This is a genomic window from Acinetobacter sp. Gutcm_16, from assembly GCF_028649355.1.
Classification (GTDB): Bacteria; Pseudomonadota; Gammaproteobacteria; order Pseudomonadales; family Moraxellaceae; genus Acinetobacter; species Acinetobacter johnsonii.
Map to the genome: position 1 here is coordinate 54,418 of NZ_JAQSUV010000027.1, position 21,139 is coordinate 75,556.

Here is a 21,139-nt window from a genome sequence, read left to right on the forward strand (position 1 = left end):
GAACAGTTAGATTATGCGTATAATGTGCAAAACATAGAAAAGAGTCGTGCTCATGCCACAAAGACTATTCAACATGCTTAATACACCAGCCAACAAATTCTTATTGCGTACATCACTGCCATCAATCTTGTCATTAAGCATGTTCGGTCTCAGTCTCGGAATCAGCTCGACAACTTTTGCCGCATCCATCAGCTATCAACAAGCTGAGCAAAGTGTGTTACAAGACTCATTTAGCACACAGGCCACCCAAGCCTTACAACAAGCCTCAAAACTAGAAGCTGAAGCGGTCAAAGGTTTGGGGCTACCCCGTATCGATCTGAACGTACGTGCTTATGCTTTTCATAATGAGCTCGATGTGCCTCTTGGTGCACTCAAAAATAATTTAGAACACACACTTTCTCAAAACATTAATGACCGTATAAATCAACAAAATTTACCACCTAATATTTCTGACCCTTTAAAAGAAGGTATTAATCAAACCATCCATAATGGTGTCGGGCTTATTCCAGACAACTCTCAAATTACCTTAGAAGATCAAGTCATACGCCCGACGATTTCTGCAATGATGCCGCTTTATACAGGTGGGTTAACCTCAAGTGCAAAACAAGTCGCCAATATCAAAGCAAAACGTAGCGAACTCAATACGAAACAACAGCAAGACCTACAACGCTTTGAGCTGATTCAAGCCTATTTCAATGTTCAACTGCAAAAACAGTTACTCGCGTCTAGCCAATATAATTGGCATGCGATGCAAAAACACTATGACAATGCACTTAAACTTGAACAACAGGGCTTTATTAGTAAAGGCCAGCGCATGCAATTTGAAGTGGCAAAAAACAATGCACAGCGCAGTGAACAAGCCAGTCAGGCCAATTTAAAAGCCAGTTTATTTCAACTGAATAACCTTTTGCAAAGCAGTCAAATTACTGAGCTCACCACACCACTCTTTATTAACAGTACCCAAAACCAAGATCTGAATACTCTACTCAGGTCATATGCAGATCAATCGGCTTTAGTACAAAAACTGCAAATGGACACTCAACTGGCACAAGCCAATGTCACCGCACACAACGCCGCCAAGAAACCACATATTTTTGCCTTTGGTGAATACAGTCTGGACGATAAAAATAACTGGATCGTTGGCTTAGCCGCACAGTACAATCTGTTCTCAGGCATTGATAAAAACAAAAATGTCCAAGCAGCAGAGTTACAACGCTACGCTTCTGAACTGATGACAGCACGGACTAAACAAGAAATTGAAAATGTGATTTATAAATCGTATAGCGAAGCCACCACAGCGCAGCAAAGTGATCTATTGTTACAGCAAAATATAAAAGCAGCGCAAGAAAATTTACGTATACAAGAACTGTCCTTTAAAGAAGATATGGGAACAGCGACCCAAGTGATCGATGCACAAAATATGCTCAGTGCTTTAAAAGCAGAAACCGCACTGAATGCCTATAAATATGTCATGTCACTGGCGACGCTTCTACAAAGTCATGGTTCGATCCATCAGTTCCAAACCTATCTTCTGCAACCCAATACGCGATTTATTCGTTAATTCTTTGATGAGAGCCATTTAATGAATCAAGATCAAAACCAATCTGATCCGCAAAAACCTGAAAAACAAGAAGATCAAGCGGTGCCATCAACAGAGGAATTAACCACAAATGATACTCAAGAGCAGGTACAAGCTGAGACCGAACAGACTAAGCCAGCATCAGCCAATACAAACACCGAGCAAAAGTCCAAAGCAATCAAGCTGATTGGGGGGCTTGCTCTCATCATTCTATTCATCGTGATTGCTTTTGGACTGTGGAAGGCCTATCAACCCAAAACGGTTGAAATCCAAGGTCGGGTTGAGGCAGAAACGATCCATGTTAGCACCAAAGTGCCGAGTCGAATTGATGAGATTTATGTACATGACGGACAGAAGATCAGCAAAAACCAAGAACTAGTTCGACTGTATAGCCCAGAAGTCGATGCCAAAAAACAGCAAGCATTGGCCAGCTTACAGGCTGCTTTAGCACTCCAGTCCACCGCTGACCGTGGCTCTCAGGAAGAAAATATTGCGAGTTTATACGCCAACTGGCAAGCACTGAAAGCACAGCAAACTTTGGCACAAACCACCTATCAACGTGGTGCAAACTTGTACCAACAAGGTGTCATCTCACGCCAACGTCGCGATGAAATGCATGCTGCGGCGCAATCAGCTGCTCAAATGACAGAAGCGGCATATCAACAATATGCTCGGGCTGAACGTGGCAGCACTCCACAACAAAAAAGTTCAGCAGATGCGCAAGTGCAAATTGCAAAAGCAGCTGTTGCTGAAGTCAATGCGCTTGAAGCTGAAACCAAACTACTCTCGCCCATTGACGGTACCGTCTCTAAAACTTATGGCAAACCCTCTGAATTGGTAGCGATGGGGGTACCGATTGTGAGTATTATTCAAGATCGCGAGCTTTGGGTATCACTGAATATTCGTGAAGACCAATACGCCAACATCTATAAAGCAAAACAAATTGAAGGCTTTATTCCAGCCTTAAACCTGAATACCAACTTTAATATTAAGAATATTGATGCCGAAGGCGAATTTGCCACCATTAAGACCACACGCCAAACAGGAGGCTATGACATTCGTAGCTTTAAAGTTCATTTGACGCCTGCGCAAGCCATTCCAGACCTAAAAGTTGGCATGAGTGTGTTGTTTAAAGTCAAAGAGATCAAATAATGCTAAGCGGGCTACTGCGGGAACTGAACTATTTACTGAAGCATAAGTGGGATCTATGTTTAGTCACGCTTGCCCCACTGTTTATTATCGTGCTGTTTTCCAGCATGTTTGCCCAAGGTAAACCCGAACATTTGCCTATTGCGATTATTGATCAGGACCAAAGCGAGCTCAGCCAAAACATACAGCGCTACTTAAAACTCAACCATACTTTAGATGTCGTCATCGTCAGTGATCAAAATACCGAAGTTGAAAAGTTGCTGAACCAAACCAAAGTTTGGGGTTACGTCAGTATTCCCAATGGCGCCGAACAACGTTTTGTTCAAGCTAAAGATGCTGAAATCAGCATCGCCTATAACCAAAGTTACTTTAGTGTGGGTAACACCATTTCATCAGCCATGTTACTCAGCACAGTTGAAGCCATGGCAGACTATGCTGGTGAAAGCTATTTAAAAAATACTATTCCTTATTTAGATGTGCCTACGCCACACGTTAAAATTTCGACCTTATACAATCCAAATTTGAGTTATGAGTTCTATTTAGAACCCTTTATGATTCCTGCAATTTTGCATTTACTACTCTGCTGCTGTGTCGCATTTTCAGTCGGTCAAGAATTTAAGTTTCATACAGCGCAAAATTGGCTAAACAACCAATCTGCTTTTAAAGCCATCCTCACTAAAAACCTGACCTATGTACTTATTTTTTGCTTGTGGACATGGGCGTGGATGTTTTGGCTGATTGAGATTCGCGGTTGGTTTGTTGCAGGTCAACTTTGGTTGATCATGTTGGCACAGCTTTTATTTTATAGTGCCTATGCCTTGATCAGTAGTACCATTGTTTTAGCCACCAATAACTTATCCAAAACCTTTGGTTTAATTGCTGTGTACGGCGGCTCATCACTCAGTTTTGCAGGAGTGACCCTCCCCTTAAATAACGCACCACTATTTACCAAATTTTGGGCCAATATTATTCCTTACACACCTTATGCCAAACTACAAACCGAACAATGGGTCATTGGTAGCCCAATCAGTTCATCGCTGTTGCCTTTACTCATACTTATCCTCTATGTGGTCTTTTACGCTGTGACCTCTGTCCTGCTGCTCAAAAAAAGAATCAAAGGAGCAGTATCATGAAGTCATTTTTGCACTATTACTTCAAGACATTTAAAGACATTATCGCCAATCAGTCGATTTTAACCACGCTCATCCTCTCGGTGATTTTCTATAGTGTTTTCTATCCGACTGCCTACAAAGCACAGCAAGCAGAAGCTTTGCCCATTGTGATTGTGGATGAAGAACAAAGTATCGTGACCAATAACATCATTCAGCAAGTTTCGCTCAGTCCAAATGTTGAAGTGAAGGCTGTGACGGGCAATTTCCTCGATGCTGAAAATATGATTAAACAACAGCAAGCCGATGGTATTTTGCTCTTACCCGAAAATCTTTCCAATAGTCTTCGGCATGGCGAAGTCGGTGGGATTGGGCTCTATCTCAGCGCGGCAAACTTTTTAAAAACCAAGCAAATTGGACTAGGTCTGGCCACCTCAATTGAAAATGCTGTACGCGAGCATGTGGAAAAATTTGGCAATATTTCGCACTTTTCTCCAGCTATTTCCATTCATCAAACACCGCTTTTTAACACCATGTCAGGTTATGGCAGTTATATTTTCCCCGCTATTGCTCCGCTGATTATTCATCAAACCATCGTGCTCGGTTTAGGGATGTTATTGGCCGGATACCGCGAACAGAAATGGCGACCAACGACGACAGAATTTTTTGCGATTTTTTGCGCCATTCTGACCATTGGTATGCTCGGTTGTTTATATTTATTTGGCTTTATTTATTGGTTAAATGACTACCCACATGGAGGAAATTTTAGTGGCATGTTACTGGCCGTACCGATTTTTATAGGCTGTATCGCGGCTTTAGGCATGTTGATTTCAACATTTTTCGATATGCCTGAACGTGCAGGACATGTCATTGTATTTACCTCTATTCCGCTATTTCTACTTTCAGGAACAGCATGGCCACACGCCGCAATGCCCGCTTGGATGCAATACTTGGGCAATGTTTTGCCATCGACCCAAGGGATTCAAATGTTTATTCAACTGAACCAAATGGGAGTACCAACTGCACTTATTCTGCCGAAACTACTCTATCTCTTTGTGTTTGGTATAGCTTGCGCAGCATTTTCTTATTGGCGTCTCAAGCATCGCTAAATTTTAGAACGTATTGATAGCAATCCTACCTATTTAATCCGTTGAAGCCCCATAAAGTTTGACATCAAAGCTGCGAATTTTTGTGCTTCCGCCTGCTTTGTCAAAACCAACATCGTATTGAACTAGGTTTTTATTGCTATAAGCATACTCATAGGTAACTGCATACAAACTTGGTTTTTCTGTCGATTTTTCAATATGTTTCGATACAATTTTTTGAGTCGTAATGGCTTGTTTAGGAATCGACTTTGCAAATTTTCGCATGTCTTTTTCATGAGTTTTAAATTCACGCTGTAACTCTGGCTCAAAATAAGTATAGAGCTGCGGAAAATCACCCTGAGTAAAGGCTTGATAAGCTTGCTGAGCCACTTTCTCTTGAGCAGGACTCGGATTTGGGATCGAATCCAATGCCTGTTGTCCCAATTTATCACACGCTGTTAAAGCCAACGCACAACTCAAAACCAGTAATTTTGCTTTCATAAAATCTTTTCCACCACTAGGTCATCGCCAATATGAAAAAGGACGCCGAAGCGCCCTTTTCTTTTTCATTCAGTTAGTCTTCGTTCGATGTATTGGTATCTGTTGTATTTTCAGATGCATCTACATTTACTTCGTCAACCACAGTTTCTTCAGTTGTTTCAATAGAAGCATCTAAAATATCATCTTCGACTTCAACTGCTTCAACAGCAACGACACCGACCAAGATTTCTTCATTACCTAAACGAATCAGACGTACACCTTGTGCATTACGCCCTGTTCTAGCAACTTCAGAAGCACGAGTACGAACTAAAGTACCGCCATCAGAAATCAACATCAACTCTTTAGATTCATCAATTGCAACCGCACCGACCAACTCACCGTTACGTTCTGATGTTTTGATAGCAATAACACCTTTACCACCACGTTTCTTGGTTGGGAAGTCATCAACTGGCGTACGTTTACCATAACCATTTGCAGAAGCACACAGTACTTCTCCAGTTTCAGGTACAACAACTAATGAAACAATACGGCTCGCCACATTTAAATCAGAAGATTCTTCATCATCTGAATCTGTATCAGTTTCAACATCATCTTCGGCCTGAGCTGCAGCTAAAGTGACACGCATACCACGCACCCCTTTTGCAGTACGTCCCATCACACGTGCATCAGTTTCAGAGAAGCGAATTGCTTTACCTTCATTTGAGAACAACATGATTTGCTGTTCGCCATCGGTGATTGCAACACCAATCAAGGTATCTTCTTCTTTTAGCTCAATTGCACGTAAGCCATTTGAACGAACATTACTAAATTGTTCTAATTCAACACGCTTGACTGTACCAGATGCTGTTGCCATAAATACAAAGAAATTCTTACGCATTTTCTCTGCAAGATCAGCAAATTCAACAACCGTTTCATTGTCTAAATCAGTTGTTGAAAGCTCAACACCCAACTCTTTCAATTGCTTACGTAATGCATCAGAGAGTTCATCAGCATCTTCAGCCAACTCATCGAATGAAGCTTTTAACGCTTCATAATGCGCGTCGATAATACTATTTTCACGTAATGTCGCGACATTGCTACGCACGAAGTTTTTGAACTCAGCTAAGCGTTCTTTAAATTTCTTCGGTGCATCAATCATCGGAAGAATTGCTGTGATTGTCTCATCGGCATCCAGTGGCAATAAGTTCACCATTGGACGACCTTTTGAACCACGCGACGCTTGAGGCACTTCAAACACTTTCAGGCGATAGACTTTACCAACATTGGTAAAGCACAGAACTGTGGCATGGTTAGAGGTCACAATCAAATGCTGGATGTAGTCATCTTCTTTCATCGAGGTCGCAGATTTACCGCGTCCACCACGACGCTGCGCAGCATAGTCTGAAAGTGGTTGAGTTTTCGCATAACCTGTTTTTGAAACAGTCAGTACCACTTGCTCTTCAGGAATTAAATCTTCACGCGAGAAGTCAATACGAGACTCAACAATTGCGGTACGACGAGCATCACCATATTGTTGCAAAATTAAAGCTAATTCTTCTTTAATCACACCCATCAATAAATTGAAGTCATTGAGAATCGCAGTGAGTTCAGTAATTTGACCTAAAATTTCGGTATATTCAGCTTGCAACTTGTCTTGTTCAAGACCCGTTAAACGGTGCAAACGAAGCTCAAGAATCGCACCCACTTGCGCAGGCGATAAACGATATATCTGACCATCTAAACCAAACGGACGGCTTGGATCTTCACCTTCAATTTCATCTGGACGTACAGAAACAGAACCTGCTTTTTCGAGCAGCGCAATTACATTGCCTGCTGCCCACTCACCTGCTTGTAAACGTTCACGCGCCTCAGCCGGGTTTGCAGAAGTTTTAATGGTTTCAATGATCGCATCAATATTTGCTAATGCTACCGTCAAACCTTCTAAAATATGGCCACGTTCACGTGCTTTACGCAACTCAAACATGGTACGACGCGTTACCACTTCTTGGCGGTGACGAATAAATGCCGCAACAATGTCTTTCAAGTTCATTAACTTTGGCTGGCCGTTGTCTAAGCACACCATATTAATGCTGAAAGAGTTTTCCAACTGCGTGTTTTGGAATAAGTTATTCACCACAACTTCAGCGTTTTCACCACGCTTTAAGTCAATGGCAATACGCATCCCATCTTTGTCAGATTCGTCACGTAGCTCAGAAATACCTTCCAGTTTTTTCTCTTTCACCAACTCAGCGATACGTTCAATGGTTTTCGCTTTGTTGACTTGATATGGAATTTCTGTGAAAACGATCGTGGTACGACCTGTTTTTTGGTCTTCTTCAAAGTGGTATTTACCACGAATATGCAAACGACCTTTACCCGTACGGTAAGCATCAACAATGCCCGCTTTACCGTAAATAATGCCACCTGTAGGAAAGTCTGGACCCGAAATATATTCCATCAATCCTTCAATTGAAATATTTGGGTTTTCAGCATAGGCCAAACAAGCGTTCACGACTTCAGTCATGTTGTGCGGCGCCATATTGGTCGCCATACCCACAGCAATACCTGTAGTACCGTTAATCAGTAAGTTGGGAATACGCGTTGGCATCACTTGCGGAATACGTTCAGAGCCGTCGTAGTTGTCTTCCCAATCCACCGTATCTTTTTCAAGATCGGCCAGAATTTCATGAGTCAACTTACGCATACGAACTTCGGTATAACGCATCGCAGCTGCGCTATCGCCATCGACCGAACCAAAGTTCCCCTGACCATCAACCAATTGATAACGCAAGCTAAAGTCTTGAGCCATACGAACAATGGTTTCATAAACAGCAGAATCACCGTGTGGGTGATATTTACCGATCACATCACCAACCACGCGGGCAGACTTTTTATAAGCTTTGTTGTAGTCATTACCCAATTCGTGCATTGCATAAAGCACACGACGATGAACAGGTTTTAGACCATCTCGAACATCTGGCAAAGCACGAGAAACAATCACGCTCATTGCATAGTCAAGATACGAGTTCTTGAGTTCATCCTCAATCGCAATCGGTCTGATTTCCGATACGCTCATGCATACTCCTTATTCTACAAACGTAAAACCGCTTGCATTTATATGTCGTAAAACTTGCAAAATTATTAGTTCAAAATACTGAACTAAAAACTGAAATATAGCCGTAAATTATAGCATAAACACTCTGATTTTTGTGTCACGTCACCACAGTTAATCTCGTTAATTTTCTTTAATTTAGGGGTTATTTTTTACACATGTATAGGATGAACATTTACAGCTCTATCACATTCCCTATCAGCTTTGCGTAAAATGCAAAAAAGCCCTCATTTTTGAGAGCTTTAAGCCATGTCTTGCCTATCTTTGGACTTACTGATCGACCTCTTGCTTATCGCACCGCATAATATGAAATGCCACCATAAACAAGCCCAATATTAAAGGAAACTCATATAGCTCCTCCATAAGGTCTTTATAGGCAATCTGATGTAAGAAAATTCCACCATAAATGCGACTGTGTTCAATGCCGTCAGAAACAATCAAACCAAACACCGTGAGCAGCATTGCCCAAGCAGGTATCGCAATATTCTTCATTTTTATCGCAATCTCATGGCGCAATGGTTTAACCAACAACATAAACACGACTGAACCAATCAAAACCACCGAGATGCCACGAAAATATACTTTTGGGACTTCAGGGAAATAGTCTCTACCCCAACTGGTGCTACGCCCAAATAAAAGCAACCACCACAGTACAGCCCAGATCCAAAAATACTTTTTACTCTCAGGCAGACGCATTGGTTGCATGTAAAAATAGCTAAATACAGCAAATATCAATAAAAGTAACGCTTGAATATTTTCCACGCCGCGTACAACAGCACCACCTAAAAGTGGAAACTGTAGATCAGCTAAAAATGGAAAAATTAAACACAGAACAGCAAGGATCAGAACAGACCAAGATACGCGAGTATCAATCAGCAAGATTACAACTCCCAACTTAACAAAAAAAGTTTTATGTAAGTTAAGCTTAAAAATGGATGGCAAATAGTATCATAAATCTGAATATTCAGATGCACACTCAACTTAAGAAATGCTTAAATTTTCATTATTATTTGCAGAATACAATGATTTAAAATAACAAAATAAATATCGAGTGATTTGATTTCTTATAATATTGAGAATGATTTACGCGCATAAAAAAACGCTCCTGCACATGGTAGTTAAGCATTGCTTAAACTGCTTGCACAAAAGCGTTTTTTTGAAACGTTGTCAGGAATTAGATTTTAGATACTAACTCTGGAACAACGGTATTCAAATCACCTACTAACCAGTAATCTGCTACTGCATTGATAGGTGCTTCTTCGTCTTTGTTGATCGCAACGATCACTTTAGAGTCTTTCATACCTGCCAAGTGCTGGATCGCACCAGAGATACCTACAGCGATATACAGATCAGGAGCAACAATTTTACCTGTTTGGCCTACTTGCATGTCGTTTGGAACGAAGCCAGCGTCAACCGCAGCACGTGATGCACCTTGAGCGGCGCCCAATTTGTCAGCCAACGGATCAAGAACAGTATGGTAGTTCTCACCTGAACCCACACCACGACCACCTGAAACCACGATACGCGCAGCAGTTAATTCTGGGCGTTCAGATTTTACGATCTCTTCAGCAACAAACTTAGAGATACCAGCATCTTTTGCTTCGCTTACAGCGTCAACCGCAGCAGAACCACCTTCAGCAGCGACAGGGTCAAATGCTGTACCACGTACAGTACCAACAATGATTGCTTCATCAGACTGAACTGTTGCAATCGCGTTACCCGCATAGATTGGACGCTTGAACGTATTTGCAGATTCAACAGCAATGATGTCTGTAATCATGCTGACATCAAGAAGTGCAGCCACACGTGGAAGAATATTCTTACCCGTTGTAGTTGATGCAGCCAATACGTGTTTGAAACCACCTTTAGCAATATCTGCAACCAAAGCTGCAACGTTTTCAGCCAATTGGTTTGCGTAAACTGCGTTGTCAGCAAGTAATACTTTGCTTACACCCGCAACTTTTGCAGCAGCATCAGCAACAGCTTGAGCGCCAGAACCAGCAACTAATACAGTGATATCACCACCGATTTTTTGAGCTGCAGCAACAACGTTTAAAGTTGCACCATTTAGTGCTTTGTTGTCGTGCTCAGCGATAACTAAAATACTCATGATTTTATCCTTCTGTATTAGATCACTTTCGCTTCATTTTTTAGTTTTTCTACAAGTTCGTCTACAGACTTCACTTGTACGCCAGCTTTACGTTCAGCAGGCGCTTCAACTTTAACTGTTTTAAGTTTAGTTGTTGTAGAAACACCAAAATCAGCAGGAGACTTCGTATCCAACGGTTTTTTACGCGCTTTCATGATGTTTGGAAGAGCAGCATAACGTGGCTCGTTCAAACGTAAGTCAGTGGTGATGATCGCTGGAAGTGCAAGTTCAACAGTTTGTAAACCACCGTCGATTTCACGAGTTACTTGTACTTTGTCGCCATCAACTTTAACTTCAGAAGCAAAAGTACCTTGACCTGCACCTAGAAGTGCACCAAGCATTTGGCCGACTTGGTTAGAGTCATCATCAATTGCTTGCTTACCAAGAAGAATCAACTGAGGTTGTTCAGCGTCAACAACGCCTTTCAACACTTTCGCAATTTCTAAAGCACCTAGTTGGCTGTCATCAGCTTCAACTAAAATACCGCGGTCAGCACCAAGCGCCATTGCAGAACGAATTTGCTCTTGCGCTTCTTTAGGACCAATAGAAACAACGATGATTTCTGAAACAGTTCCTTTTTCTTTTAAGCGAACCGCTTCTTCCACTGCGATTTCACAGAATGGGTTAATTGACATTTTAACGTTGGTTAAGTCAACACCACTGTTGTCCGGCTTAACGCGAACTTTAACGTTGGCATCAACCACACGTTTTACAGCAACAAGAGCCTTCATGTAATCCTCGGCTGTTTTAGCAAATGTAAATGTTGAGAAAAGTTAGTTTAACTCTTCACTTAAATTTTTTTAGGTGCCCTATCTTGCAATGTGTACGGCATTTCGGTCAAGTCACAATTCACCAAAGAGCTGTAAAAATGCGTAAATTTAGCTGAACGACGCGTTCATACTTTTTTGTACGCACTATATTTGCACAAAATCGCACTCAGATTAAGTTATGATTTTTATTATATTTTTATCTGATTTACATTATTCAAAGATTTGATTTCTTTTCTCTAATATTCACTATGAAATAGATGATTGACTGTCTGTTCACATCTTTATCAGGCTTCACAAATCTGTCATTTAAGATAGATCACACAGCCTTAGATTCAAATACTCATTATTCTAGACATACGATGACACAATATTGCTGCTTTATTAGGCGATCTTAAAAACTTCCTCAAAAAAAAGCATGCCATTCTGACATGCTTTTCTGAGTTTAATTGGCAATCAGCCATGTCGCGGCCAATGCCAACAGCCCACCTGAAGTGCCATCAATCCATTTTTGCTTACGTTCATCTATTGGGGCCTTCTGTGTCAGTTTTGCAAAAACCAGACTCAAACTACAGTAGACCACAAAAATCATCGCGATAAAGAGTAAAGATAAAATCAAACCTTGACTGACAGTGTTGGCAGATTTATCGATAAATTGCGGCAAGATTGCAAAATAGATAAGCATACCTTTAGGATTTAATAGTGCGGTAAAAAAGCCTTTTTTGATCGGGTTATTTTCCGTTTTTCGGTCTAGTTGCAATTTTTTAGTGCTAAAAACCGACTTTAATAAACCAAAGGCCAAATACAACAAATATGCAATACCCAGCCAGCGGATGGTTTCAAACAAAAGCGGGAAAGACACAATAATGGCAGCAATACCCAAAGCCACTAAAATTGAATGTAGTAAATAGCCTGTACATACGCCGATAGTCGCCATCATGCCTGCTTTTGCATCTTTGCCCATAACTTGAGACAGAATAAATAACATATCTGGCCCAGGTGTAAAAATTAGTGGCAGCACGGTCAGTGCAAAGAGTACATATACAGACATTTCCTTTCCCCTTTCATCCATTAGAAAGTGAAAATTAGTATGTGCGAAATAATACAAAATTGGCTTTCAATTTATTCTATAATAAAACGTATTTTTCAAATTATATTCTAAGATATGAAACAATCACCAAAGTCTGTGCGCATAAAACTTGACCGTATTGATAAAAATATCATTCGCCACTTACAAGACAATGGCCGCATTCAAAATAATGACTTAGCACGAGAAATCGGTCTATCACCGTCTTCATGCCTAAGACGCGTCAAACTATTAGAAGAAGCGGGTGTTATTCAAAATTATACTACAGTGGTCGATCCACAAAAAATTGGCCTTCAACTGATTCTGTTCTCGCGTATTTGGCTAGTCGGTCAAGATGCCGAAACCATCGACACCTTTATTGAAGCCATGAAAGAGCTCCCTCAAGTCATGGAATGCTACATTATTTTAGGGGAATGCGATGCAATGCTGAAAGTTGTAGTACCTGATTTAGAAAGTTATCGCGAGTTCCAATCCACACATTTGACCAAAAAGAATGGCATTACCAGTGTCAAAACAGACTTGCCAAGTCAAATCATTAAACAAAGTTTCCAACTGCCGCTTGATGAAATCTAATGTCAGCGCATTTCAATTTTGCGATAGAAACGGCGCGTTTACGTCTAAGAGCTTGGCGCGCAGATGACTTTCCTGCATTTGCGCAGTTAAATGCCGATACTCAAGTGATGCGTTATTTTCCTAGACCACTCACGCAAACACAAAGCGATGCCCTTGTGCAAACGTTTCAGCAATTCATCAATCAAAATGGTTGGGGCTTTTGGGCAGTCGAACTGAAGCATAGTCAGGAGTTCATTGGATTTACAGGCTTACATGCTCAACCTGAGTGCTTTGATTTTTCACCCTGTGTCGAAATTGGTTGGCGATTGGACTCGAAGCTTTGGCATCAGGGTTATGCCACAGAAGCTGCACAGGCTTGCCTATATTTTGCTTTTTCGGTTTTAAAACTGGATGAAGTTGTTGCTTTTACCGCAGTTCAAAATAGGGATTCTGAAGCGGTAATGAAACGTCTCGGCATGCAACATTGTGGCTATTTTAATCATCCTAAACTCGATCAAAATAGCCCACTGCTTCGACATACACTCTATGCCATTAAGCCAACTGACTTTCTAAAAAATCACGATGAATATGACTTAAATCAATCAATTCATATTGTCCAAGATTAAAAATTTTCCAGACTTCAAGAAAGTCGTCTTTCAAATCAATGCTATTTGAGGGCTGTGCAGTCACTTGCCACTGTAAATCGGAAATCCATAAATAGTATTGTCCAGTCTCTGCATTCAAAGCCTGAACTTTACCTGCTGCATTGACGCCTTGAACAAATGCATTTTCAGGCAGTACAGGTTCAATATTGGCTAAACTAATTTCAACAAAGTGTTTGACCTGACGCAAACCATAGCCCGCAAAAATGTCTTTTTGCGCGGAGCTGAGTTGATCATACTTTGCTTGTATATCTGAAATCATATACTGACCTATTTTCACATTTGTCATCTTCAATATAAGCTTAAATCTACCGTTTCATTAAACTGGAATATTCAGCCCATCCTCTTTTAAGTTTATACTCTATTTTTTGCCGATTTATTATTCTACAAAAGTTCATAATCACACTTTTTCTAACAAAAGTGAGCGATGACTGCTGCTTATTAATCTAGTTGATTCAAGCAAGAGTAATTAAAGCAATAATAATGCCGAATCTCACAGACCGCCCTAGTGCGTACAATAGTTATCTACGGATGTGTTTCGCCGTTTGTTCTGACCTTTGGCATTTAACCTAAAACACAGCGCTATAGTGCATGCATTATGTGACACTATTTTTAAAATATGAATGAACTAAGTTTTCACCTTTTGCTGTGCTCGTGGATGTGTCTGATCATACACTTGAGCCAGCCTGTCAAAATCGACATGGGTATAAATTTGGGTGGTACTTAAGTTACTGTGGCCTAACATTTCCTGCACTGCACGCAAGTCACCACTGTTTGATAGCATGTGACTAGCAAAACAATGTCGGAGTAAATGCGGATGCAGATCGATATTTACACCTGCGCGCTGTGCCTGAAACTTGACCCGATTTTCAATCTGGCGCATCCCCAAAGGATTGCCCTTTTGAGTAATAAAAACTTGTGCATCGGGCACAAAATCACCATTCCACAGCGGGTAAATGCTCAACCATTTCATTACTGCATCTTTGGCTTTAGAACCAAAAGGCACAACCCGAGTTTTATTGCCCTTACCTGTAATACGCAGTAACTGTCGGTTAAAGTCGATATCTTTAATTCTTAAGCCGTGCACTTCCGCTAAGCGTAATCCACTAGCATAAAGTAGCTCAATCAAAGCTTTGTCTCGATACCACATTTGCTGTTCGACTTCTTTCTCAGGCAAAGCCTGATCCAAAATTTGATTGATGGTTTCAATGTCCACTAGCCCTGGTAAAGGGCGAGGTTTACGTTTGAGTTGAAAGTCATCGGCAGGATTAAAAGCCAAATGTTGCCCCTGCTCAGCCCATTTCATAAACTGACGAATAGAAGATAACATCCGCTGTAAACTACTGGAGCTCAACTGTTGATGTTCAACTTTTTGTGCAATAAATTCGCGTAAATCAGTGGCTTCAACATCACCCAACTCAAGCTTTTTCTGTTCACAAAATAGCAAAAAATCAGACACATCTCGTTCATAAGCCTGCAAAGTACGGGCAGACTGATTTTGTATTTCTCGTTGTTTTAACCACATCGCGAGCAGTTGCATCGGCTCAAAAGTCACAAGTCAGCCTCTATAGTTCTATTCTGTGGAAGATTGATTTTCTTTTGCATAGTAGCACTGTCTCAGCTCTTTATATGCCTATGTACATTTTTCATAAAAAAAGCACTGATGAATCAGTGCTTCTTGTGTGACGCTAAACTTAGTTTTGATAGTAACTCAGATCGATACGTCCTTCGTAGACATTTGAGGTTGGTCCCGTCATCCAAACCACATCACCTTCACGCCATTCAATATGCAACTTACCACCTGCGAGCTCAATCTCAACAGATGAATCGAGTAAACCACGGCGCATACCTGAAATCGCAGCCGCACAAGCTCCTGTTCCACAGGCCAAGGTTTCGCCTACACCCCGTTCAAACACACGTAAGCGCGCATGCTTTTCATCAATGATTTGCATAAACCCAGCATTCACACGCTGCGGAAAACGCTCATGCGATTCAACCTGAGGCCCTAGACGTGCAACTTCAGCTGTGATCACGTCGGGAACGATTGTAACTGCATGAGGGTTACCCATATTCACCACATCAATGGTCAATTGCTCATTGTTCGTCAAAGCAATGTCATACAATGCTTCAGGAGCATCCGCAATAAATGGAATTTCCTGTGGTAAGAACTTTGGATAACCCATATTCACACGTACCCAGCCATTTTGACCAAGTTCGGGTTCTACAATTCCAGCCTTGGTTTGTACTTTAATCTTGGTCTTTGTAGTGAGCTGACGCTCATGTACAAAACGCGCAAAGCAGCGCACGCCATTACCACATTGTTCAACTTCAGAACCATCGGCATTGAAAATTCGGTATTTGAAATCGACATTAGGTAAATCAGGTGGCTCAACTATCAACAACTGATCAAAACCAATGCCGAAATGGCGATCCGCCAATCGCTGAATCGTGACAGTATCAAGGAATGCTCTTTGGCTGATTAAATCAACCACCATAAAGTCATTGCCTAGACCATGCATTTTGGTAAATTCTAATAACATCTTGAATTATCCTTCAGGCAATAAACGTTCTTTGTCCCAAAGCGACTCAATGATTTCACGCTCACGAATCAAATGTGCGTTTTCACCATCCACCATCACTTCAGCGGCGCGACCGCGACTGTTGTAATTTGAACTCATGACAAAACCATAAGCACCAGCACCCAATACAGCCAGTACGTCATTTTCTTTGAGTGCAAGCACACGCTCTTTACCTAAGAAATCACCTGTTTCACAAATCGCACCAACCACATCCCACTCTTTTGCCTCGACATCTGAACGCGGTGTAACGGGCTGAATATCCATCCATGCTTCATACAGTGCAGGACGGATCAAATCGTTCATGGCTGCGTCAATAATCGCAAAGTTACGGTGAATAGTCGGTTTGAGTAAATCTACTTTGGTCAGGAGTACTCCTGCATTTGCCGAAATACTGCGTCCCGGTTCCATATACACTTTCAAACCCAATTTTTCTAAAGCGGGCTTCATTGCATTGGCATATTCAAAAACGGTAGGCGGTACTTCATCTTTATAGGTCACGCCTAAACCACCACCAATGTCGATGTGTTTCAACTGAATACCCATGGTTTTAAGCTGATCGATCATCACAATCACGCGATCTAGCGCATCCACAAAAGGCTGTGTTTCAGTCAGCTGTGAACCAATATGACAGTCAATACCAATAATGTCTAAATTCGGCAGCGTTGCAGCATATTGATAGGTTTCAAACACCGTATCTGAAGGAATCCCAAATTTATTTTCTTTTAAACCTGTTGAAATATAAGGATGCGTTTTCGCATCTACATCTGGATTGACGCGCAATGAAATGGGTGCTTTTTTGCCGAGCTTCGCTGCAACTTTTTGAATCCGATCTAGCTCGGCATGAGACTCGACATTGAAGCATGCAATACCCACTTCTAATGCTTTTTGAACATCAATCTCAGTTTTACCTAAACCCGAAAAGACAATTTTAGAAGCATCACCACCCGCTTTTAGTACACGAGCCAATTCTCCGCCGGTCACAATATCAAAACCCGCACCGAGCTTTGCAAGGACATTCAATACCGCAATGTTTGAGTTTGACTTAACCGCAAAACAAATTTGATGATCGATAAAGTCAAAAGCACGATCCATCTCTGTAAAGTGTTTTTCAAAAGTCGCTTTTGAATAAACATACAGTGGTGTACCAAATTGCTGCGCAAGCTGTTGCAGCGAGCATTGCTCAGCGTGCAAAACCCCATGATTGCGGGTAAAACTCATGAATGTATCCTTTCTATGAAGCGTTTAAGGTATTAAGGCTGATTGGTTTCAACTGAAGGTGCAGCAAATTCTTGCTTCACGGGCGCTGTATCTTCCTTTTGTGCAGACGGCTTAGATGCTGCGTCTTTATAAAGCAAATATTTCGCTCGCTTGTCGTAGTTTGGATCATTTGGCATATGTAATGTACCAGACTGACCACAACCGACGAATGCAGTACTCATCACCAAGACACTGATGCAGCAAATGACAGAACGCATCTGATCACCTATTTGATATTTTGAAGAAGTATAACCTGATCAACATACATGACCAAACCACTAAGCGCTAAAGATTATAGTGAGTTAAAAAAAAACGCCAGTTAAAGACTGGCGTTTTTCTCAATCGCATCGATTATTTATGTTTCGGTTTGTAGAAACCAAAATAACCAATAATCAAAATGATGAACCAAATTGGACTCACCATTAAAGCTTTCATGGTATCTGCTTCTAGTGATAACACATAGATCACGCCAATGAAGAAAACAATCACAAACCAACAGGTAAACAGACCACCCGGTAATTTAAAGGTCGATTTTGCATGTAACTCTGGACGTGTTTTGTAATACACAATGTAGCTCCAGATAATCATAATCCAGACGCAGATAAACAAAATCGTCGACAGTGTAGTTGCCAAAGTAAAGGCTTCAACAGTATTTGGTACAAAGTACTGTAGTGCAGCACCTAACAGTAAACAAATTGCTGAAAAGTACAATGCATTTGCAGGAACAGCACGCTTGTTTAAATGCCCAAATGCTTTTGGCCCTTGATCTTCACGAGACAAACCAAACAACATACGCGACGTTGAAAACACACCACTGTTCATTGATGACATCACAGAAGACAATACCACCAAGTTCATGATAATTGCTGCTGCTGCAATACCCGCTTGACTGAACAAGTTCACAAAAGGCGAAACTGCAGGATCGATCACGTTCCATGGTGTCACAGACATTACAATCACTAAAGACAGCACATAGAAAACAATGATACGAATTGGAATCGAGTTCACCGCTTTAGGCAAATTCTTTTCTGGGTCTTTGGTTTCAGCAGCCGTGGTACCGACCAGCTCTACACCTACAAAGGCAAAGATCGCAATTTGGAAACCAGCAAGGAAGCCTGTCACGCCTGTTGGGAACATTCCGCCATGTGACCAAAGATGACTAAATGATGCAATTTCACCCGTCGTTGAAGTGAACCCTGTAAAGATCATCCATAAACCAACACCAATCAACACCACAATGGCAATAATCTTAATTAGTGCAAACCAGAACTCTAGCTCACCAAACAGTTTCACCGTGACCAAGTTCAAGCCCATGATGAACACAATGGCCGCAACACTGATCATCACCCCTTCCCCAGGTGTGAACGGCATCCCTCCATTAAAAAACTGAAGGTAATAAATAATAGCTGATAAGTCCGCAATACCAATCGTGATCCAACATAACCAATAGGTCCAGCCAACGAAATAGCCTGCCCACGGCCCAATCAAATCGGTAGAGAAATCGATAAACGATTTGTACTTCAAGTTAGACAGCAGTAATTCGCCAAGCGCGCGCATGACCAAAAACACCATAAAACCAATAATCATGTAAATGATTAAAATAGATGGCCCAGCGAGACTAATCGTCTTCCCCGACCCCATAAATAAACCTGTACCAATCGCACCGCCAATCGCAATGAGTTGTAAATGGCGGTTGGATAAACTCCGTTTTAAATCACCTTGTTCAGAGGTCGATTCTGTATTTTCTAAACTCATTCTTGATGTCATCTTTTATTTCCAGTCGCCAAAATTACCCGAAAAGAACAAAAAAATAAAAATAAAATTGTATTAATCTATATTTTCAACATCTTTTGAAAAGTTAATTAATTTTTCTTATATTTAACACGACAACGGACACGTAAAAGTTCCTGTTGAAAAAATCAGCAAAACACTTGTCAAAAATAAATTTCCGTGTAACAAATACAACAAGACTAAAAATCAATAAAAAATCGTGCAGGAAGCATGACTGTGGCATATCAATTGCTTAATAAAACTCAAAATTTTTCTAGAAATTTCAAGTTTTAAAACATAGAGGACTAAAAGAAAAAATGAATACACAAAGTTTACAAACTTTTATGGAAACCATCAGTGGTTGGGTCTGGGGACCCTATATGTTGGTCCTCATTGTCGGAACAGGGATATTCCTCACATTACGCTTGTTCTTCTGGCAAATCCGCATGTTACCTCTGGCCTTTAAACAGGTATTTGGCAAACATGACCAAGCACATTCTCATACTGGAGATATTTCCCACTTTGCATCCCTCATGACAGCACTCTCTGCCACCATTGGTACGGGTAATATCGCTGGTGTTGCAACCGCTTGTGTCCTTGGTGGCCCAGGTGCGGTGTTTTGGATGTGGATGACAGCCCTGTTCGGTATGGCAACCAAATATGGTGAAGGCGTACTGGCAGTTAAATACCGAATCAAAAATGAAAAAGGTGAAATGTCTGGCGGTCCAATGTACTACATTGAACGCGGCCTAAAATGGAAATGGTTAGCACTGATTTTTGCGCTATTTGGCACCTTGGCGTCTTTTGGGATTGGCAGTTCAGTACAATCCAACACAGTTGCGCTCGCTGTTGAAAACAGTACGGGAGTTGCAACATGGATCACAGGTATCGTTATTACGGTATTTTCTGCTTTGGTTATTTTAGGCGGGATTAAATCTATTTCTAAAGCCGCTTCTTTCATCGTACCGATTATGGCGATTGGCTATGTCCTCGGTGGCCTCATTATTATCTTCAACCATCTTGAACTCGTCATGCCTGCACTTGAACTGATCTTCCGTGATGCCTTTACGGGTGAAGCTGTAGCAGGTGGCGCAATTGGTGCTGTCATTCGTTACGGTGTCGCTCGTGGCGTCTTCTCAAATGAAGCAGGGATGGGTTCGGCGCCGATCGCCGCAGCTGCTGCAAAAACCGACCACCCTGCACGTCAAGGCTTAGTCTCAATGACAGGTACGTTTATCGATACCATTATCGTCTGTAGTATTACAGGGATCGTTTTGGTTATGGGCTTTATTATGGCGGGCAATAGTTTTGGTGGCGAAACAGGCGCGGTATTAACTACCCATACTTTTAACCAATTACTGCCAGGTGTCGGAGGCTGGATCGTGACTTTTGGTATTGTGTTCTTCGCTTACTCCACCATTTTAGGTTGGTGCTATTACGGCGAAAAATGCTGTACTTATTTACTCGGTGAAAAGTATGTTCTGTTGTACCGTCTCATTTACATCGCATCAGTCTTTATTGGTTGCGTGGCATCTCTTGATTTAGTCTGGCTATTTGCCGACACCTTTAATGGTTTAATGGCTGTTCCAAACTTAATTGCCTTGTTATTGCTGTCGACGGTGATTGTGAAAGAGTCACGTGATTTTGTCGAAAAACGTAAATCAGGTGAGTTGTACTAAGGCTATTTTCAAAGCACATTTTTAAAATGTGCAATACTTAAGCCACCTTCGGGTGGCTTTTTGATTCAGAGCATTCATTTCAAATCCAATCCTCTGTATGCTGTTGAACCATCGAATACTCCA

19 protein-coding genes are annotated in these 21,139 nt (G+C 41.3%); 7 read left to right on the forward strand and 12 right to left on the reverse strand.

Annotated elements, in window-relative coordinates:
• The first annotated feature begins 52 nt into the window (after positions 1 to 52).
• Genes PTT44_RS06680 through PTT44_RS06695 form a run of 4 tightly spaced genes read left to right on the forward strand, consistent with a single transcriptional unit; the run spans position 53 to position 4,946 of the window.
• Positions 53 to 1,561 (forward strand): TolC family protein, encoded by a 1,509-nt coding sequence (locus PTT44_RS06680; RefSeq protein WP_168158086.1) that lies wholly within the window; start codon positions 53 to 55, stop codon positions 1,559 to 1,561.
• A 21-nt stretch (positions 1,562 to 1,582) separates the two neighbouring features.
• Entirely contained in the window at positions 1,583 to 2,731 is a 1,149-nt protein-coding gene (locus PTT44_RS06685) for an HlyD family secretion protein (protein ID WP_168158087.1), read from the forward strand.
• Positions 2,731 to 3,861, forward strand: coding sequence for an ABC transporter permease (locus PTT44_RS06690; protein ID WP_168158088.1), 1,131 nt, complete (start codon positions 2,731 to 2,733; stop codon positions 3,859 to 3,861). The genes PTT44_RS06685 and PTT44_RS06690 overlap by 1 nt, the downstream gene beginning before the upstream one ends.
• On the forward strand, positions 3,858 to 4,946 hold the full coding sequence (locus PTT44_RS06695; RefSeq protein WP_168158089.1) for an ABC transporter permease: 1,089 nt from the start codon (positions 3,858 to 3,860) through the stop codon (positions 4,944 to 4,946). The genes PTT44_RS06690 and PTT44_RS06695 overlap by 4 nt, the downstream gene beginning before the upstream one ends.
• 33 nt (positions 4,947 to 4,979) lie before the next feature.
• Here PTT44_RS06695 and PTT44_RS06700 read toward each other — a convergent pair whose 3' ends face one another.
• The 6 genes from PTT44_RS06700 to PTT44_RS06725 all read right to left on the reverse strand — a co-directional run bounded on the left by PTT44_RS06700 (position 4,980) and on the right by PTT44_RS06725 (position 12,481).
• Positions 4,980 to 5,423 (reverse strand): DUF3887 domain-containing protein, encoded by a 444-nt coding sequence (locus PTT44_RS06700; RefSeq protein WP_159127335.1) that lies wholly within the window; start codon positions 5,421 to 5,423, stop codon positions 4,980 to 4,982.
• 73 nt (positions 5,424 to 5,496) lie between these two features.
• Positions 5,497 to 8,478 (reverse strand): DNA gyrase subunit A, encoded by a 2,982-nt coding sequence (gene gyrA / locus PTT44_RS06705; RefSeq protein WP_234950515.1) that lies wholly within the window; start codon positions 8,476 to 8,478, stop codon positions 5,497 to 5,499.
• A 306-nt stretch (positions 8,479 to 8,784) separates the two neighbouring features.
• Positions 8,785 to 9,393, reverse strand: a complete 609-nt coding sequence (locus PTT44_RS06710; protein ID WP_168158091.1) for a hypothetical protein — start codon at positions 9,391 to 9,393, stop codon at positions 8,785 to 8,787.
• Between the two features lie 295 nt (positions 9,394 to 9,688).
• Positions 9,689 to 10,624, reverse strand: a complete 936-nt coding sequence (locus tag PTT44_RS06715) for an FAD-binding protein (RefSeq protein WP_168158092.1) — start codon at positions 10,622 to 10,624, stop codon at positions 9,689 to 9,691.
• Positions 10,625 to 10,641: 17 nt separating this feature from the next.
• The gene (locus PTT44_RS06720) at positions 10,642 to 11,394 is read right to left on the reverse strand and encodes an electron transfer flavoprotein subunit beta/FixA family protein (protein WP_005400499.1); all 753 of its coding nucleotides are present in this window, start codon (positions 11,392 to 11,394) and stop codon (positions 10,642 to 10,644) included.
• A 481-nt stretch (positions 11,395 to 11,875) separates the two neighbouring features.
• Positions 11,876 to 12,481 (reverse strand): LysE family translocator, encoded by a 606-nt coding sequence (locus tag PTT44_RS06725; protein WP_087013283.1) that lies wholly within the window; start codon positions 12,479 to 12,481, stop codon positions 11,876 to 11,878.
• Between the two features lie 114 nt (positions 12,482 to 12,595).
• On the opposite strand from PTT44_RS06725, the gene PTT44_RS06730 reads away from it, so the two are divergent.
• Together PTT44_RS06730 and PTT44_RS06735 are read left to right on the forward strand one after the other, a co-directional pair.
• Complete coding sequence (locus PTT44_RS06730) at positions 12,596 to 13,090, forward strand: Lrp/AsnC family transcriptional regulator (RefSeq protein ID WP_004695793.1); 495 nt, start codon at positions 12,596 to 12,598, stop codon at positions 13,088 to 13,090.
• Positions 13,090 to 13,695, forward strand: a complete 606-nt coding sequence (locus tag PTT44_RS06735) for a GNAT family N-acetyltransferase (protein WP_168158093.1) — start codon at positions 13,090 to 13,092, stop codon at positions 13,693 to 13,695. Before PTT44_RS06730 ends, PTT44_RS06735 begins: the two co-directional genes overlap by 1 nt.
• On the opposite strand, the gene PTT44_RS06740 is transcribed toward PTT44_RS06735, so the two are convergent.
• The 6 genes from PTT44_RS06740 to PTT44_RS06765 all read right to left on the reverse strand — a co-directional run bounded on the left by PTT44_RS06740 (position 13,622) and on the right by PTT44_RS06765 (position 19,322).
• Positions 13,622 to 14,020, reverse strand: a complete 399-nt coding sequence (locus PTT44_RS06740; RefSeq protein WP_168158094.1) for a hypothetical protein — start codon at positions 14,018 to 14,020, stop codon at positions 13,622 to 13,624. The genes PTT44_RS06735 and PTT44_RS06740 overlap by 74 nt on opposite strands.
• 339 nt (positions 14,021 to 14,359) lie before the next feature.
• Positions 14,360 to 15,271, reverse strand: a complete 912-nt coding sequence (locus PTT44_RS06745) for a tyrosine recombinase XerC (protein WP_168158297.1) — start codon at positions 15,269 to 15,271, stop codon at positions 14,360 to 14,362.
• A 154-nt stretch (positions 15,272 to 15,425) separates the two neighbouring features.
• Complete coding sequence (gene dapF / locus PTT44_RS06750; protein ID WP_168158095.1) at positions 15,426 to 16,271, reverse strand: diaminopimelate epimerase; 846 nt, start codon at positions 16,269 to 16,271, stop codon at positions 15,426 to 15,428.
• A gap of 6 nt (positions 16,272 to 16,277) precedes the next feature.
• Positions 16,278 to 17,528: a diaminopimelate decarboxylase gene (lysA, locus tag PTT44_RS06755; RefSeq protein WP_168158096.1), complete on the reverse strand. Its 1,251-nt coding sequence runs from the start codon at positions 17,526 to 17,528 to the stop codon at positions 16,278 to 16,280.
• A gap of 32 nt (positions 17,529 to 17,560) precedes the next feature.
• Positions 17,561 to 17,785 (reverse strand): hypothetical protein, encoded by a 225-nt coding sequence (locus PTT44_RS06760; protein WP_004982578.1) that lies wholly within the window; start codon positions 17,783 to 17,785, stop codon positions 17,561 to 17,563.
• A 133-nt stretch (positions 17,786 to 17,918) separates the two neighbouring features.
• Positions 17,919 to 19,322, reverse strand: coding sequence for an amino acid permease (locus PTT44_RS06765; protein WP_168158097.1), 1,404 nt, complete (start codon positions 19,320 to 19,322; stop codon positions 17,919 to 17,921).
• Positions 19,323 to 19,654: 332 nt separating this feature from the next.
• Between PTT44_RS06765 and PTT44_RS06770 the strand changes: the two genes are divergently transcribed.
• Positions 19,655 to 21,016 (forward strand): alanine/glycine:cation symporter family protein, encoded by a 1,362-nt coding sequence (locus tag PTT44_RS06770; protein WP_005400491.1) that lies wholly within the window; start codon positions 19,655 to 19,657, stop codon positions 21,014 to 21,016.
• The last annotated feature ends 123 nt before the right edge of the window (positions 21,017 to 21,139 follow it).